The 14569-nt window shown below is 60.1% G+C and carries 13 protein-coding genes; 11 read left to right on the plus strand and 2 right to left on the minus strand.

Translation table 11 applies throughout. From position 1 onward, the window contains the following. Positions 1–76: 76 nt before the first annotated feature. A complete protein-coding gene (locus UB31_RS37420; RefSeq protein WP_045006874.1) occupies positions 77–988 on the minus strand; it encodes a LysR family transcriptional regulator in 912 nt (303 codons plus the stop codon). A gap of 182 nt (positions 989–1170) precedes the next feature. On the opposite strand from UB31_RS37420, the gene UB31_RS37425 reads away from it, so the two are divergent. From UB31_RS37425 to UB31_RS37455, 7 genes are all read left to right on the plus strand, one after another. Then, positions 1171–1917 carry an SDR family NAD(P)-dependent oxidoreductase gene (locus UB31_RS37425; RefSeq protein WP_045006873.1) on the plus strand — a complete coding sequence of 249 codons (747 nt, stop codon included), beginning with the start codon at positions 1171–1173 and terminating at the stop codon, positions 1915–1917. Positions 1918–2007: 90 nt separating this feature from the next. Next, positions 2008–2754 (plus strand): SDR family NAD(P)-dependent oxidoreductase, encoded by a 747-nt coding sequence (locus UB31_RS37430; RefSeq protein ID WP_045006872.1) that lies wholly within the window; start codon positions 2008–2010, stop codon positions 2752–2754. 168 nt (positions 2755–2922) lie between these two features. Then, positions 2923–3360, plus strand: a complete 438-nt coding sequence (locus tag UB31_RS37435; protein WP_045006871.1) for a GlcG/HbpS family heme-binding protein — start codon at positions 2923–2925, stop codon at positions 3358–3360. 14 nt (positions 3361–3374) lie between these two features. Further along, positions 3375–4238, plus strand: coding sequence for an alpha/beta fold hydrolase (locus UB31_RS37440; protein WP_045006870.1), 864 nt, complete (start codon positions 3375–3377; stop codon positions 4236–4238). Positions 4239–4285: 47 nt separating this feature from the next. Further along, positions 4286–5032, plus strand: a complete 747-nt coding sequence (locus UB31_RS37445; RefSeq protein ID WP_045006922.1) for an SDR family NAD(P)-dependent oxidoreductase — start codon at positions 4286–4288, stop codon at positions 5030–5032. Between the two features lie 33 nt (positions 5033–5065). Continuing rightward, positions 5066–6361, plus strand: a complete 1296-nt coding sequence (locus UB31_RS37450) for an MFS transporter (protein ID WP_082078778.1) — start codon at positions 5066–5068, stop codon at positions 6359–6361. Next, a complete protein-coding gene (locus UB31_RS37455; protein ID WP_045006868.1) occupies positions 6358–6759 on the plus strand; it encodes a nuclear transport factor 2 family protein in 402 nt (133 codons plus the stop codon). Before UB31_RS37450 ends, UB31_RS37455 begins: the two co-directional genes overlap by 4 nt. Positions 6760–7022: 263 nt before the next feature. Here the strand turns inward: UB31_RS37455 and UB31_RS37460 are convergent, their stop codons facing one another. Then, the gene (locus UB31_RS37460) at positions 7023–8300 is read right to left on the minus strand and encodes a complex I NDUFA9 subunit family protein (RefSeq protein ID WP_245306134.1); all 1278 of its coding nucleotides are present in this window, start codon (positions 8298–8300) and stop codon (positions 7023–7025) included. Between the two features lie 713 nt (positions 8301–9013). On the opposite strand from UB31_RS37460, the gene UB31_RS37465 reads away from it, so the two are divergent. From UB31_RS37465 to UB31_RS37485, 4 genes are all read left to right on the plus strand, one after another. After that, positions 9014–9646: a LabA-like NYN domain-containing protein gene (locus tag UB31_RS37465; protein ID WP_045014459.1), complete on the plus strand. Its 633-nt coding sequence runs from the start codon at positions 9014–9016 to the stop codon at positions 9644–9646. Between the two features lie 1880 nt (positions 9647–11526). Next, complete coding sequence (locus tag UB31_RS37475; protein WP_156163269.1) at positions 11527–11853, plus strand: hypothetical protein; 327 nt, start codon at positions 11527–11529, stop codon at positions 11851–11853. Positions 11854–11924: 71 nt separating this feature from the next. Next, positions 11925–12800, plus strand: a complete 876-nt coding sequence (locus UB31_RS37480; RefSeq protein WP_045014460.1) for a PAS domain-containing protein — start codon at positions 11925–11927, stop codon at positions 12798–12800. After that, positions 12794–14554 carry a PAS domain-containing sensor histidine kinase gene (locus UB31_RS37485; RefSeq protein WP_050044937.1) on the plus strand — a complete coding sequence of 587 codons (1761 nt, stop codon included), beginning with the start codon at positions 12794–12796 and terminating at the stop codon, positions 14552–14554. Before UB31_RS37480 ends, UB31_RS37485 begins: the two co-directional genes overlap by 7 nt. The last annotated feature ends 15 nt before the right edge of the window (positions 14555–14569 follow it).

The following is a 14569-nucleotide window of genomic DNA, read 5'->3' on the forward strand; positions in this document are numbered from 1 at the left end:
AATTCGCGCGCCAGCCCCGCGCGGCCGTGCCCTGTAATCGGCCTCAGACAAAGGATGGGATGCGATGCCGATCTAGTCACGGAGCCTTCCGGCCCCTGCTGGACATCTGGGCGCTCAAGTCATCGATTCTCGAAAGGAATAGTTTCAGGATCGGCGATCTATTCGCCTTGTTGTAGCCGACAACCAAGTCGATCGTTGGGGCATCTCCTCGGATCGGACGGCTGGTTACGGACCAAGGAAGAAGAATATTTGAATAGGCAGGCAGAAGCGCTACGGCACCGGTCGACGCGATCATGGATATCGCATGGGTAATGTTGTCCACTTCGCGAGCCGGAACGATAGCCAGTCCGGACCGCTTCAAGTAGTCCTCGATCACAGCGCGCGAGGTCGGGGCCGTCTTCGATGGTATGATGAATGTTTCGCCCACGATCTCTCGCAGATCGATGGCGTCATGCCCGGCAAGGCGGTGGTCGCTGGGGAACACGACGACGAATGGCTCCGTAATCACACCCCTGTAAATCAGATCGTCCGCCCGCTCTTCCGGCCGCATGAACGCGGCGTCAAGCCTGCCCCGTATCAAGGCGTCCGCGAGGTCCGGGGAATTCTGGCTAAAGACTGTGACCTCTATATTGGACAGTTCATCGTGAAGGATGCGCATCGCTTCAGGCAACCATTCTATTTCCTTCCCCGTGAGACACCCTAGAGCGAAGGACGGCTTGGCGGGTTGAGCCGCCCGCCGCGCTGCTTCCTTGGCTGCCTCTGCCTGGGTGAGCGCCAGCCGTGCATGGTCGAGAAAGGCCTTGCCAGCGGCGGTCAATTCGATGCCGTGCACGCTACGGCTCATCAACTCGACGCCAACCTCGTATTCGAGATCGCGGATTTGGCGGCTGAGGGAAGGCTGCGCCGTGTGCAGCCTTTTCTCAGCCGCGACCGTCAGGCTGCCTTCCTCGGCGACCGCGATGAAATAGCGAAGGTGCCGTAGCTCCATAACGCTCCCTCCATATCTCCAAGGCATGCCCGCCAACTTACAAAGTCTTTTTCGGGGGTGCCAGCGGAGCCTACATGGCTTTCAGGGAAAGCACCTGAGACTGTTCTCGGTCTTAAAAGCCGCGGCCATAAGTTTCCGGTTCCATGCTCTCCCGGTAGGGCAGTAAATTGCGAGGATCACAAATGAGTAACTCAGTCGTATTGATCACGGGTGCCTTGACCGGCATTGGTCGCGCCGCTGCCGTCGCCTTCGCCAAGAAGGGCGCGAAGGTGGTCGTTGCCGGCCGGCGCGATGAGGCCGGCCAGGCGCTCGTCAAGGAGCTGCGCTCGTTCGGTTCCGAGGCCGAGTTCATCAACACCGACGTCCGCAAGGAGGATGACGTCCGCGCTATGGTCGACAAGACCGTCGCACGGTTTGGCCGTCTCGATGTCGCGGTGAACAATGCCGCCACCGAAGGTGCGGTCGGCCCGATCACAGACCAGACCGCGGAAAGCTTTGCCGCGACCTTCGAGACCAACGTTCTCGGCGTGGTCCTGAGCATGAAGCACGAAGTGCGCGCCATGCAGGCCCAGGGCAGCGGCAGCATCATCAATATCTCCTCGACCTATGGGCATAGGGGCGCGCCCTATGCCTCGATCTACGTCGGCGCCAAGCATGCCGTCGAAGGCATTACCAAGTCGGTGGCGCTCGAACTCGCCAAATCGGGGATTCGCGTGAACGCTGTCGGGCCTGGCCCCACGGACACCGGCATGCTGACCCGCTTTACTGGCACGGCGGAGAACAAGGCGGCCCTGGTGACCCAGGTTCCGCTCGGTCGGCTCGTCCTCTCCGAGGAGGTCGCCGACGGCATCGTGTTCCTCGGTTCGGACGAAGGCAGGTTCATCACCGGCCACGTCCTCAACGTCGACGGCGGACACAGCGCCAACTGACCATGTCCGGGCGCGAGGTTTGCTCCGCGCCCGAAAGCCACGGCTTCGAATGCGTTTTAGGTCAACAACAAGATTCAGAGGACGACCGCTATGGGCGCTCCTGTTATCCTCATTACCGGCGCTCTGACCGGCATCGGTCGTGCCACCGCATTTGCCTTTGCCAAGGAAGGCGCAACGGTCGTTGCGTCCGGCCGCCGCGAGGCCGAAGGCAAGGCACTCGAAGCCGAGCTTCGTAGCCTCGGCGCTGAAGCCGCTTTCATTCTGGCGGACGTGCGCCACGAAGACGACGTGCGCAACCTTGTCGAACAGACTGTCGCGCGCTTCGGCTGCCTGGATGTCGCGGTCAACAATGCCGGTACCGAAGGAAAACCTGGCCCGCTGGCCGAGCAGACGTCCGAGAGCTATGCAGGGATGTTCGACACCAATGTGCTTGGCACGCTCCTGAGCTTGAAGCACGAACTGCGGGTCATGCAGCCGCAAGGCTCAGGCAGCATCATCAATATTTCTTCGACCATGGGCGAGCGCGGTGCGGCGAATTTAGCGCTCTACACCGCAAGCAAGCACGCGGTGGAAGGTCTCACGAAATCCGCCGCTCTCGAAGCCGCTCCTTCGGGCGTCCGCGTCAATGCAGTCGCCCCTGGTCCGACCGAGACCGCGATGCTCGATCGTCTGACCGGGACCCCCGACAAAAAAGCGGCGTTCTATGCTGCCATACCGCTTAAGCGCGGTGCGAAGCCGGAAGAGATAGCCGACGCGATCGTGTTCCTCGCTTCAGACAAAGCGTCCTTCGTCACCGGCCAGATTATCAGGATCAACGGCGGCAAAACCGCCATGTGATCGCTCGCGGCAAGCTGATGCTGCCGGGATTTTCATCTTCATATCTTCGGAGCCCGATCATGACCACCGACAACCACCAGGGATACGCAAGAGAGTCGATTCATTGCGACCTACACCGGATCAACGCGCAGTGCATATGCAGTGCATATCAAGTGAGGAGTGAACCCAATGGCTAACGTTGTGAAGAAACACAGCATCTCTTCTGGGCTGGCACAGAAAATGGTGGATGCAGCTGTGGCAAAAGCCAGCGAACTTGGCGTTAGCGAGAACGTGGCGATCCTCGATGACGGCGGCAATCTCAAGGCCTTTAGCCGGATGGATGGGGCCTCGATGCCTACCATCGAGATTGCGCAGAAGAAGGCGTACACCGCTCTATTCGGCGTCTCCACTCAGGACTTTTTCAACTTTATCCAGGGCGACCCGTCGCTTTTGGCCGGCATCCCCACGCTTGCGCGTGTAGCGGCGTGGGGTGGCGGGTTTCCCATCAAGGTGAACGGCGAGGTTGTCGGGGCGATCGGGGTGAGCGGAGCGCCCATGGTGCAGAACGACATCGATTGCGCGAGAGCGGCCCTAGCGCTCCTACCGGATGCGGTACCCACTGAGTGAAAAGGCCCGACCAGATGGTTCATACCCACCAGACCGCGCCGACGCAGTTCGTCGAAGCGAACGGAATCCGCTTAGCTTATCGCCGATACGGCAAGGCCGGCGGCGTGCCACTCGTCTTCAACCAGCACTTCACCGGGACGATGGACCATTGGGATCCAGCCGTGACCGACGGTTTCGCCAAGGACCGCGAAGTCGTTCTGTTCAATAATGCCGGCGTCTCCAGCAGTTCAGGGCAAGTGCCAACTTCGATCGAGGGTATGGCCGCCAACGCCATTGCCTTTATCGGAGCGCTGGGTCTTTCAAAGGTCGACGTGTTGGGTTTCTCCATCGGTGGCTTCGTCGCTCAGGAGATCGCCGGCCAAGCGCCTGGCCTCGTTCGCAAGTTGATCCTTGTCGGGACCGGACCACGCGGTGGCGAGGGTATGGCCAATCTGACGCCCGAGGCGCAGCAAATTTTCGGCGCAAGCTACGAGGACCCTGACCACCTCTGGCTCGCCGTCCATTTCACCAGGTCGCAAGCAAGCCAGGCGGCTGGCCGCGGTTTCCTCAAGCGGTTCCGCCTGCGCAAAGAAAACCGAGACCCCGAGGTCAATGAAAAGGTGGCAACCGCACAACTCGAAGCATTAGGCAAATGGGGCATTCGGTTCAAAGGGTCGTACGACTACCTGAAGTCAATCCGGCAGCCGACGCTGGTGGTGAACGGCGGCAATGACGTGATCATCTACTCCGTGAACTCGTTCATCCTGCAGCAGCACCTGCCGAACGCCGAGCTCATTCTCTATCCCGACGCAAATCACGGCTCGCAGTACCAGTATCCCGAACTCTTCGTCCGTCATGTCTCGATGTTCCTGTCGGAGCACGAGCATCGGTGCGAGTGAATTCCAAAGCGGTCACCTAATCGGCAGCAACAACCAGGACGATGATCATGGCTACTCTGACCGGCAAAACCGCGCTCGTTACCGGCGGTTCGCGCGGCATAGGACGCGCCAGCGCAATCGCGCTTGCCGCCGCCGGCGCCCAGGTTCTCGTGCATTACGGCCGCGGCGCGAAGGAAGCCGACGAGGTTGTCGCGCAGATCGCCGAAGCCGGCGGCCGAGCGGATGCCATAGCGACGGACCTTGCCGCCGCGGACGGCGCCGGCAAGCTTGCGAGGCAGGTCCGCAGTATTGTCGGAGATCGCCTCGACATCCTTGTTGCCAATGCAGGGGTCTTGAAAGCGGCCACCATCGAGGAAACGACGGTCGAGGATTTCGACAGGCTGTTCGCAGTCAACGTCCGCGCACCGTTCTTTCTTGTGCAGCAGCTGCTTCCGATTATGTGCAAGGGAAGCAGCATCGTTTTCCTCTCATCGCTCGCGGCGCGCGCCGTTGTTGGAACGGAACCCGCGTATGCGGCAACCAAGGGTGCCGTCGACACCCTGGTGAAGCATTTCGCCTCGATGCTTGGCGCGCGCGGTATCCGCGTCAATGCCGTCGCGCCCGGTGTCGTCGAGACGGACATGTTGAACTTCACCAGGATAGACGCGGGCCGCGACTTCGCGCTGGGCATTCAGGCAATGAAGCGCCTCGCGCAGCCCGACGACATCGGCGGGGTTATCGCCTTCCTGGCATCCGAAGATGCCCGATGGATCACCGGCGATATCATCCGCGTCGATGGCGGCTCGAAGCTCTGAAGTTGGAATGCCGGGAGCGCCGGGAGTAAAGCGATGATCAAGGGTCCTCCTCTGTCTCTAGCCGCTTGCGGGCCTCACCAACGCGGCTGCTGTACCCAGCGAAACTCCGCACCGTGCGAGCTTGGGCAACGCACAAGCTTCTGGGTTGCGGCCGGCGTGGTCGCGCACACCTTGTGGACCAGCGCTGCGCCGGCGATGACCTATCCCCTGTTTGCCGAGGAGTGGCATCTCACCCACACGGTTACGACCGGAGTCTTCGCCATCTATCCTATTGTCGTAGCCGCCGTTCTGGTCGGCTTCGGTGATGTGTCCGATTATGTCGGCCGTCGCGCCGCAATCCTGTGGGGTGTCGGCGCTTCGCTCTTTGGCACTCTGCTCTTGGCGCTGGCGCCCGATGTGCTCTGGCTGTTTGCGGGGCGCGCCTTCATGGGCATCGGCGTCGGCCTCACGGCAGGCCCCTCGACCGCCGCAATGGTGGAGTTCAGCGGCCAAGGAGCGGCGAAGCGCGCCGCCACGATCACAACCATCGCTCAAGCCGTCGGTTTTGCCGCGGCCCTGCTGCTCGGCGGTGCTCTCATTCAATATGCTCCGCTGCCCACGCGGCTGAACTTTTGGGTGCTGTCCGCAGTCCTGGCTGCGCTGTTTGCCGCGGCATGGTTCCTGCCGCGCCATACCGGCACCGAAGCCCAGGGCCGCTGGCGTCCCAAAACCCCCTTCATACCGAACCATTTGCGCAACGCTTTCGCGGTCGCGGCGGCGGCGGTAACTACTGCCTACACGCACGGCGTACTGATCCTATCGCTCGGAAGTCAGGTTGCCCGCGATCTCGTTGGATCGCCCAACGCGCTCGTGAACGGCGCGGCTCTTTCCCTATTCGCAATCGCCTCGGCCGTGGTCGGGATTGGCGCGAGGAGGCTGCAACCTCGGGCCGCGATGACCGGTGGCGTCGCCGCATCCGCACTAGGCATGGTGCTGCTGGCGGCGGCGGTCGCTCATCATCATTTGCCAGTTTTCCTCGCCGCTACGGCGATCTCCGGCGCCGGATATAGTCTGCTGTTTTTCGGCGGCCTGCAGACGATCAACAGCGCCGCGCCGGTCGAGCACCGCGGCGGCGTGCTCTCGGCAATCTATTTGCTGGCTTATGTGTCGTTGGGTGCCGTCTCGCTGCTTCTCGGTGCGGTGGCGACCGCGCACGGGCTCGGTTTCGCCGTCAACCTCGGCGCGGGCGTGATCTCCCTGTTCAGCGTGATCACGGTCGCTTTGGTCGCGATGACCGCGCCGGATCGATCCAGATTGCTATTCCGTCGAAAAGCGAAGGACAACACATGATCAGGACCACACCGGAGCAAAACAAGGCACTCGTGCTCGAAGCATTCGACACGCTGTTCAACAAACGTGACTACGACGCAGCATCCCGCTTCTGGTCCGACAAATACACGCAGCACAGCGCCCACATCGAACCGGGCCGCGAAGGTCTCTTCAACCTCATCAAGGCCTCTCCCGCGTCCCTCAAATATGAGCCGGGCCTGATCTTGGCCGAAGGCGATTTTGTCATCGTCCACGGGCGATTCTCTGGCATTGGACTACCAAGAAACTGGATTGCCGCCGACATCGTGCGCATTGCCGACGGGGTGTTGGCCGAACACTGGGACGTTCTCCAGGATGAGGCGGCTCGCGCGGAGTCGAAGAGCGGTCTGCCAATGTTCGGTGACAGCTTCACCGGTTGATCTTCGTGCGTCACCGAGGGTCAGCGAGGAATAGATATCTTTGAAGGGTTGTTGACTTCCGCTGTTGGCCCATCGCTTCCGTTGACGCGGCACAGCCACATGTCGGCTCATAGGGGCAGACCGGAAGTTCGTAACCGAGCGCCAAACCGACGCTATTGACCCCTGAGCTGACCATCGATCTATCGCGCCTAGTGCGCGACCTCGGAGGCAAGCCGCTTCCCGACATCAGTAGTCACATGGTGACACGGTAACGAAGTCTAGCCCTACCTGGTCCGAGCCTTATTTGTGTTATGAGTTTCCTCGTTTGTATGCTTGAGCATCGCTTTGAGTTCTTCTTCGAGCGATCGCGGCGAAATTCCGAGTAAACCAAATCCCGGTCGGCTGCCCGAGACCATTGTGTCGATCTGCATAAGCTCAACCTGATTGCGCGTGAGCGGCGGGTGCGGCAGGATCTCAGCGAGGCCGGCGGCGGCATTCCAGAAAGCAAAGGGTACTCGCACCAGCATTGGCCGCAATCCGGCGGTGCGCGCAATGGTCCGCAACAGCTCCCCGTATGAGTAAACGCGCGGGCCGGCCAGTTCGTAGATAGGAAACGGTCTTTGTGTTTGCCGCAGGACCTGTGCGATCGCCGCGGCGACGTCGTCCACGTACACCGGCTGAAGCCTCGTCCTGCCGTCGCCGAATAGCGGATAAGCCGGCAGGGTCCGAAGCAGCCCAAGAATTGTCGTGAGAAAGGCGTCGTCCGGCGCGAACATTACAGCCGGGCGGATAACGACTGCGCCAGGGAATGCCGCTTGCACAGCCACCTCGCCCTCGCCGCGATTGCGAATATAGGGCGAAGGCGATGTGGGGTCAGCGCCTATTCCCGATAGGTGTACAAACCGTTTGATCTCGGCCCGCCGTGCCACTCTAGCGATCCTGGCGGCCGCTTCGACGTGCACCGAATGAAATGTGTCGCCTCCATGCTCGGCGTAAAGGCTGATCGCGTTGACGACGCCGTCGGCACCCATAACGGCGGCCTCTACAGAGCGCTCGTCATGTGCATCAGCGATGACCTGTTCCGCGTTGTCGCCCTCGGCCCGCGCAGGATGCCGTGAGGCTGTACGCACCGTAACGGTGGAGACGCTCAAATGGCGCACAACGCGACGACCAACAAAGCCGGTCCCCCCAAACACGGTCACGCGGTTCATTCCCCGGTCCATCCCGCGATCCTGTGCGACGTTCTGTATTGACCCGCCGAGCGCCGCGGGCACTGCCTCAGCGGCCTCCGCCGGCGAACTGCCTTTGTCGAGATGATGTGAGATCACATCAATCAAAATTTGCGCTGCAGGGCCGACCGTTTGCCATTCTTTCCTAGCTTGATCGATCAGCGGCTGCGCCTCATCATAGAGCGTTCCCGCCTGTTCGATGATCGGATGTGCCTTACTGAGAAGATCGATCAGCGCCTTGGTCGCTGGCAATGACCGCTCAATTTGTTCAAGCTGCGCGTCGCTGAGACCGGAAACGTGACCAATGACTTCAATGAGCAAGTGTTTCAGCATAGCGCAACCTTGCTGGTAGCGACGTACTAACTCAGGGCAACCAAGCGAAAGTGGGCACGGGCTCGGGGGCGTCAGTTGTTGTCTCAGCTGACAGGGCCCGGCTGCCGAGCCCTCAGAGCTCGGAACAATCGCGCGCAATGGTGGCTGATATTTGATCCACATCGATTATGTCCAGCATCTGGACCCAAATTTCCGTTAGCTGCCTTGGACTGAGTGACTTGCTCGTTGAGCCGGACCTCTGTTAGAGGCTTTCGATATTGTAGATCGGTAGGGCGCCGCGAGGAGCATCTGGAAAGCCCCCTAGCCGCGTAGTATCTGGCAGCGGCACACTGTCGCCCCGTCCTGACATCACGGTTCTCTGTTCGCTGGTCCACACGCGCCAAGTCCATCGTCGGCCTCGCCGTTGCACGGTGATATCAGAGATTTCGAATTGGTCAGGCATTGCGCTGCACAAAATTGCGGACAGGTCGAGAATAGCCGAACCAGCCGACCAATCCACCACGGGCGGACATACCCCTCTACGCCGCCGCGTAGGACTTTTCGTAGTCCGGCGGTGTTACGAATTAATTTTGGCCGGAGCAAAACTGTTTGAAGGTTAAAGGACCCCGGTATAGCATCAGAAAATCCGGCTTTGATGAAAGCTTTGGAAGTGCCGCCTCATTGGCGGGTTCGTATTCCCCGCAGCATGGCACTTCGTGCTTCCGAGATACGATATGTCGTCTCCCAACAGGATTGCGCTCTTTATCGACGGAGCCAATCTCTACGCCACAGCGAAGACGCTCGGCTTCGATATCGATTACAAACGCCTGCTGAGCGAATTTCAGAGCCGCGGTACGCTTCTGCGCGCCTTCTATTACACTGCCATTATCGAGGACCAAGAGTACTCCTCGATCCGTCCGCTGATCGACTGGCTTGACTATAATGGCTACACCGTCGTCACTAAGCCAACCAAGGAGTTCATTGACGCCGGCGGTCGGCGCAAGGTCAAGGGCAACATGGATATTGAGCTCGCTGTCAGTGCCATGGAGCTCGCCGCCCATATCGACCAGATGGTGCTGTTCTCGGGTGACGGAGACTTCCGGCGCCTGGTCGAGGCGGTACAGCGCCGCGGCGTTCGGGTCACTGTTATTTCCACGATCGCCAACCCACCGCCGATGATCGCCGACGAGCTGCGCCGCCAGGCCGACGTGTTCACCGATCTTATCGAGCTCCGAGCTAAGATCAGCCGCGATCCGTCCGAACGCCCGCCCCCCCGTGAGCGCGAGTCGCGCTATCAGCCGCAGCAGATACCCGAGCGTCAGACCATCGCGGGATCGAAGGGAAACGATAGCGTTCTCGAGAACTGATTCCGAGCGAGACCCCTGATGCAATGCAGATATGGCTAAGACTCAGTAGCCACGCACTTGGTCGTGCGTTCGTTCGAGCTCGGTCCCTAGGGAGGGCCGTCTGATTGAAGCTCGTTTGAAAGAGCGTTGGCTAATCTCTCCAGCTCTGATCGCTCTTCGCTCAAACGCTTCTCGATAAACTTCCGCTCAAATTCGGTCAGGCGGGTTCGCAATAAGCGGCGGTATCGTTGGATGTTGTTGTGACGAGCTTGTGTTCGAGCCGATTGCTCAGCTTCAATCGTCGGCATCTCACACTGGCCTCTTTCATGCACTCCGAAGCCTCGCTGCTTCCCCATGCCTCGCCGGACCTGTGGCCTCACCGGCTAGGATCTGGTCACTCAAGCTTACGCCGCCCGGCTCGAAATACAGCGTCCTGGCGGCGTTTATTTCAGCCGGGCCCCTGAAATTCCCAACGCAGTAAGCCTAGCAGGCCAACAGTGTCGGACGTGTGAAGCAGTTCACAAAGAGCCGAGGGCCGCTATGGCGGGTGCTTCACCTTGATCCAGTGCTTCTGACGCGCGCCACGCTGGGGCCGATCGCGATGTTTGACACAAGCGCCGCGAGGGTCCAGCAGGCGGCGGCGTCAGGACTCCTCCGTCCGGGGGCGGCCTCTTTGTCTCGTCGTTTGCCATACTTTACGGTGTACCTGTTTCCCCATACCGCCCAGGCGCCGCTGACATGAAAAGGCCGCAGGATCTGAAGTGGATCCTGCGGCCTGTCCGGGAAAATTGATTGTTTACGGAATGAGCACTTCCAGCCCCGGTTACAGTGATGATTTCAGAACTTGGCTCGGGGGTTGAGTCGAAAGCATTTGTTCCGAAGCGGAACATAAGGGCTGTTGCGCCAGTGCAACGTCTTCACGTCGCAGGGAATAGGAACTGGACGGGGGGAAAGCTCGGCAAAATAATTGTTTGTTTGAATGTTGATGGTCTCGATCCTTTGTTTTGTTTAGCGGCCTGCTTAGTCGGCGCGTCACTGAGCAAAAACTTGCCGTTCGTCCTTGCATTGGTGCGATGGTCTATTTCACGCTGATGTCTCGCTCAGATCGGCAAGTTCCTCAATCGCCTGGTCGAGGCCCCCATCTAGATCCAGTTCGACCAGCTGGGCGATCTGCTCGGTCCACGGTAACTGTCTGGTCGACCGTCTTGCGTGTGACGCGTCGCCGTTCAACACCCGTCCATTCAACAGACACTTTGCCCCCCGAGGCTAGCAGCATCACATGGCGGGGCCGCCGACCGAGGGGCGGCGACCCCTCGCCGCGAAGGCGCCGTTACGCGAGACGAGGACGACTTCGCGACTGCATCCAGCATCGGGTCCGCTGTCGGCCGGCGCAAGAACATCCGCGCGTTAGTGTTACTTGGGCCGCTTAACGGTGCCTGAGGGCGTGACGGATTGGTCCCGCGCGACGATCGCTTCATCAGTTTGCAGGGTCCGCGCGAGTTCAGACCGAAGATGTCGAGCGTGCGCCGCATCTTTTGGCTCTGAGAGAAAAGCAATCTTCACGAGGAAGCGGTTCAATCGCGGTGTGACGAGAAGATTGTCAGAGTGTTGCGAGCGCAAGTTCGTGATCTGTCGTCGCATCTCAACGAGATCGAACCGGTCATCGTCGGGCTTATTCGCCAAATGAAGCTCATACCTTTGTGGCGGATAAACGAAGCCGCCGCGCCGAGTATCTTGGCGCGACGACTTCGCCATGGTGAACCCGGACGGGGCAATGTCCGGTGCGCAAAGCTACCCCACCGATGCGTCGCCGCAATCAAAGCTTCAAATTAAGCTTGATCTCCTCGCTGGAAGTTAATTCGGGAACCGATAGGCCGCACGGGAAGGTACCGAGCCGGTGAATGCCCAAGAAGGAACGTCTAGGCCTGCGTCGGAATTCCCGACTGAACAACCAACGCGAAACTTCGATGCGCTGCTATATCTTCACGCTCGACGACTGCGGTAGGACACTGAAAGCGCAAGAGATCGACTGCAATAACGCCGAAGAGGCTCTACAGCTGGGCTCTGCCGCGGTGGCGAACGACCCTGTGGAGGTTCTCATCCGGCCGCCGTATGATGAGTGGAGTGCGGCTTTGGATCCGCGGCGCAGCAGACGTCGAGCCCTGAAGCCGGCGATGGAGATGACCTTGTCTCGCAAAGGGCGAGGGGCCGAAAACTTTCGTGCATAGCTCCTCGTTGGGAGGCTGGCTCACGAATGAGGCAAGCAATGGCGCGTCGGGACCCTTTATCGCCAACACCTATGCCGACGATTCTCCGCTACGGCATTGCAGTCCTGTCCGTAGCAATCGCAGTCGTACTGGATTTCTTCGTGCTGCGGCAGTTCGAGGCCGTTTTGACGCCGTACCTGTTCGCGGTCGCCGCGACCGTTTGGTACGCAGGAACCGGGCCGGGTGTGCTCGCAATTGTCCTGTCAGTGCTCAGTCTCAATTACTTCTTCCTGTCTCCCGTTTTTTCCTTCAGCCCAATCAGCTATGCCGATTTTGTTTATCTGGCCTTTTGCATATTTTGCGCTTCGGCTGTCGGCTGGGTCAGCGCTGTGCGACGGCGGGCAGAGCAGGAGCTTCGTTGGACCCACGAGGAGCTCGAGGCCACGGTGGCGGAACGCACCGCCAGCTTACGCCGCAGCGAAGCCTATCTGGCGGAAGCACAGAGGCTAAGCCACTGCGGTGTGACGGCCTACAAGGGCTCGACGGTTTTCTATGGATCGGAAGAGATTTACCGCATCTGGGGGTTTGATCCGGCGCAGGGTGTTCCAAGCCGCAAAGCCGTGCTGCAACGGATCCACCCCGACGACCGTGACCGGCTGAACGCAGTGGTTGAGCGCGCGCTGGGTGAGAAGAAACGTTACTCGGCCGCGTACAGAATCGTACTGCCCGATGGAACGGTGAAACACCTCGAGTCAATCGGCCAACCTGTGTTCTCGACAAATGGGGAACTGGTCGAGGTGGTCGCTACACAAATCGACGTGACGGAGCGCAAACACGCCGAGGAAGCATTGCGCGAAAGCGAAGCGAAGATCCGGCGCCTGGTCGATTCCAACATCATCGGGATTTTCGTCTGGGATTTCGACGGTCTCGCATTCTCGAGGCCAACGACGAATTTCTTCGCATGGTGAGCTACGATCGCGAAGACCTGGCTTCGGGCTGCATAAGGTGGGCGGACCTGACGCCGCCCGATTGGCGCGACAGGAATAACGCAAGGATCGAACAGCAGAAAAGTGGCGGCCGGTTCGAGCCATTCGAGAAAGAATTCACGAGAAAAGACGGTAGCCGTGTGCCCATACTGATAGGTGGGGCAACATTTGAAGAGGGCGGTAATCAGGGCGTTGCATTCGTGCTCGATTTGACGGAGCGCAAGCGCGTGGAGGATGCGCTGCGCGAGAGAGAGATTCAACTCGCTGCGGCGCGGCGCGAGTTGCGGCAGATGATCGATACCATCCCAATCCCGGTGGCGAGCTATTCGGCAGACGCCAGGCGCGACTTCGTCAACGCCGCCTGGAAACAATACACGGGCCTCTCGGACGAGGCTGCGCTCGGCACGAAATGGTCCGTCGTGGCGCATCCCGACGACATCGCGGGAGGCGATAAAATGTGGCGTGACGCCCTTGCCACCGGCGAGCCGTGGCATACCGAGGAGCGCGTCCGGCGTGCCGACGGACAGTATCGCTGGTTCTGTATCGATCGTGTCGCTGCGCGCGACGAGAACGGCAAGATCATTAAGTGGTACGGGACCGCCTATGACATCGAGGATCGCAAGCGCGCCGAAGATGCGCTGCGGGAAAGCGAACACAAGCTCCGTCAAATCATCGATACGATACCGGCCCATGTCGTGCGTTATCAGCCGGACGGCGCAGCCGATTTCATGAATCGGACTTTTAGTGAATTCGTCGGTCCAGGGGTCGGGTTCGACAACCTAGGAAGCGTGGTGCATCCGGAAGATTACCCGGAACGCTCGCGCGACTGGGACATGCATGTTGCAGCGGCAGAGCCATACGACATCGAAATGCGGCTGCGCCGCGCCGACGGCGTGTATCGCTGGCACCGCAGCAGGCGCGTGCCGTTGCGCGACGCGAACGGTGCGATCGTGAACTGGTATGGCGCAGGTCACGACATCGATGACCAGAAGCGGGCCGAAGAAGCATATCGCGAGGCGCTGCTGGAGCTCGCGCACGCCAATCGCGTCGCGACAATGGGCCAATTGACGGCCTCGATCACCCATGAAGTGAACCAACCGATTACGGCGGCAGTCACATACGCGTTAGCCGCGCGGCGTTTCCTGAGCGCCAAGCCACCGAATCTTCGTGAGGTGGATGAAGCGCTTTCTCTTATTGTCAAGGAGGGGAATCGTGCAGGCGAGGTTGTCGGGCGAGTCCGCGCGCTCATCAAGAAGGCGCCCGCGCGAAAAGACGCCGTAGAGATCAACGATGCCATCCTCGAGGTTATTGCGCTCACCCGTAGGGAGGCCGCAAACAATGGCATCTCGGTGCGGACGCAGTTAGCGGAGGGCTTGCCTCGTGTCCAGGGTGATCGGGTCCAGCTGCAACAGGTGCTGCTTAACTTGATCATCAATGCCATCGAAGCGATGCGCGAGATCGACGAAGAGGAGCGGGAATTGCTCATTGGCACCCGTAACGAACCGGATGGCGTGTCAGTCGAGGTACGAGATTCAGGTCCAGGCTTCGCGTCGGCGGCGCTTGAGCGCGCATTCGAGGCTTTCTACACCACGAAATCGGACGGTTTGGGACTTGGGCTGTCGATTTGCCGGTCGATTATCGAAGCGCATAACGGGCGTCTGTGGGCGAGCCCTAACGTGCCACGTGGCGCTATCTTTCGCTTCACTGTGCCGACTCATTCGGCCGCCGCATTGTGAATGAAGTGCCCGCTT

This window comes from Bradyrhizobium sp. LTSP849 (assembly GCF_000938255.1).
Taxonomy (GTDB): domain Bacteria; phylum Pseudomonadota; class Alphaproteobacteria; order Rhizobiales; family Xanthobacteraceae; genus Bradyrhizobium.

Bases quoted from the DNA above. Each gene is read 5' to 3' on its own strand.
- UB31_RS37420 (WP_045006874.1), bottom strand. From the start codon at position 988: ATGGAGCTACGGCACCTTCGCTATTTCATCGCGGTCGCCGAGGAAGGC.
- UB31_RS37425 (WP_045006873.1), top strand. From the start codon at position 1,171: ATGAGTAACTCAGTCGTATTGATCACGGGTGCCTTGACCGGCATTGGT.
- UB31_RS37430 (WP_045006872.1), top strand. From the start codon at position 2,008: ATGGGCGCTCCTGTTATCCTCATTACCGGCGCTCTGACCGGCATCGGT.
- UB31_RS37435 (WP_045006871.1), top strand. From the start codon at position 2,923: ATGGCTAACGTTGTGAAGAAACACAGCATCTCTTCTGGGCTGGCACAG.
- UB31_RS37440 (WP_045006870.1), top strand. From the start codon at position 3,375: ATGGTTCATACCCACCAGACCGCGCCGACGCAGTTCGTCGAAGCGAAC.
- UB31_RS37445 (WP_045006922.1), top strand. From the start codon at position 4,286: ATGGCTACTCTGACCGGCAAAACCGCGCTCGTTACCGGCGGTTCGCGC.
- UB31_RS37450 (WP_082078778.1), top strand. From the start codon at position 5,066: ATGATCAAGGGTCCTCCTCTGTCTCTAGCCGCTTGCGGGCCTCACCAA.
- UB31_RS37455 (WP_045006868.1), top strand. From the start codon at position 6,358: ATGATCAGGACCACACCGGAGCAAAACAAGGCACTCGTGCTCGAAGCA.
- UB31_RS37460 (WP_245306134.1), bottom strand. From the start codon at position 8,300: ATGCTGAAACACTTGCTCATTGAAGTCATTGGTCACGTTTCCGGTCTC.
- UB31_RS37465 (WP_045014459.1), top strand. From the start codon at position 9,014: ATGTCGTCTCCCAACAGGATTGCGCTCTTTATCGACGGAGCCAATCTC.
- UB31_RS37475 (WP_156163269.1), top strand. From the start codon at position 11,527: ATGCCCAAGAAGGAACGTCTAGGCCTGCGTCGGAATTCCCGACTGAAC.
- UB31_RS37480 (WP_045014460.1), top strand. From the start codon at position 11,925: ATGCCGACGATTCTCCGCTACGGCATTGCAGTCCTGTCCGTAGCAATC.
- UB31_RS37485 (WP_050044937.1), top strand. From the start codon at position 12,794: ATGGTGAGCTACGATCGCGAAGACCTGGCTTCGGGCTGCATAAGGTGG.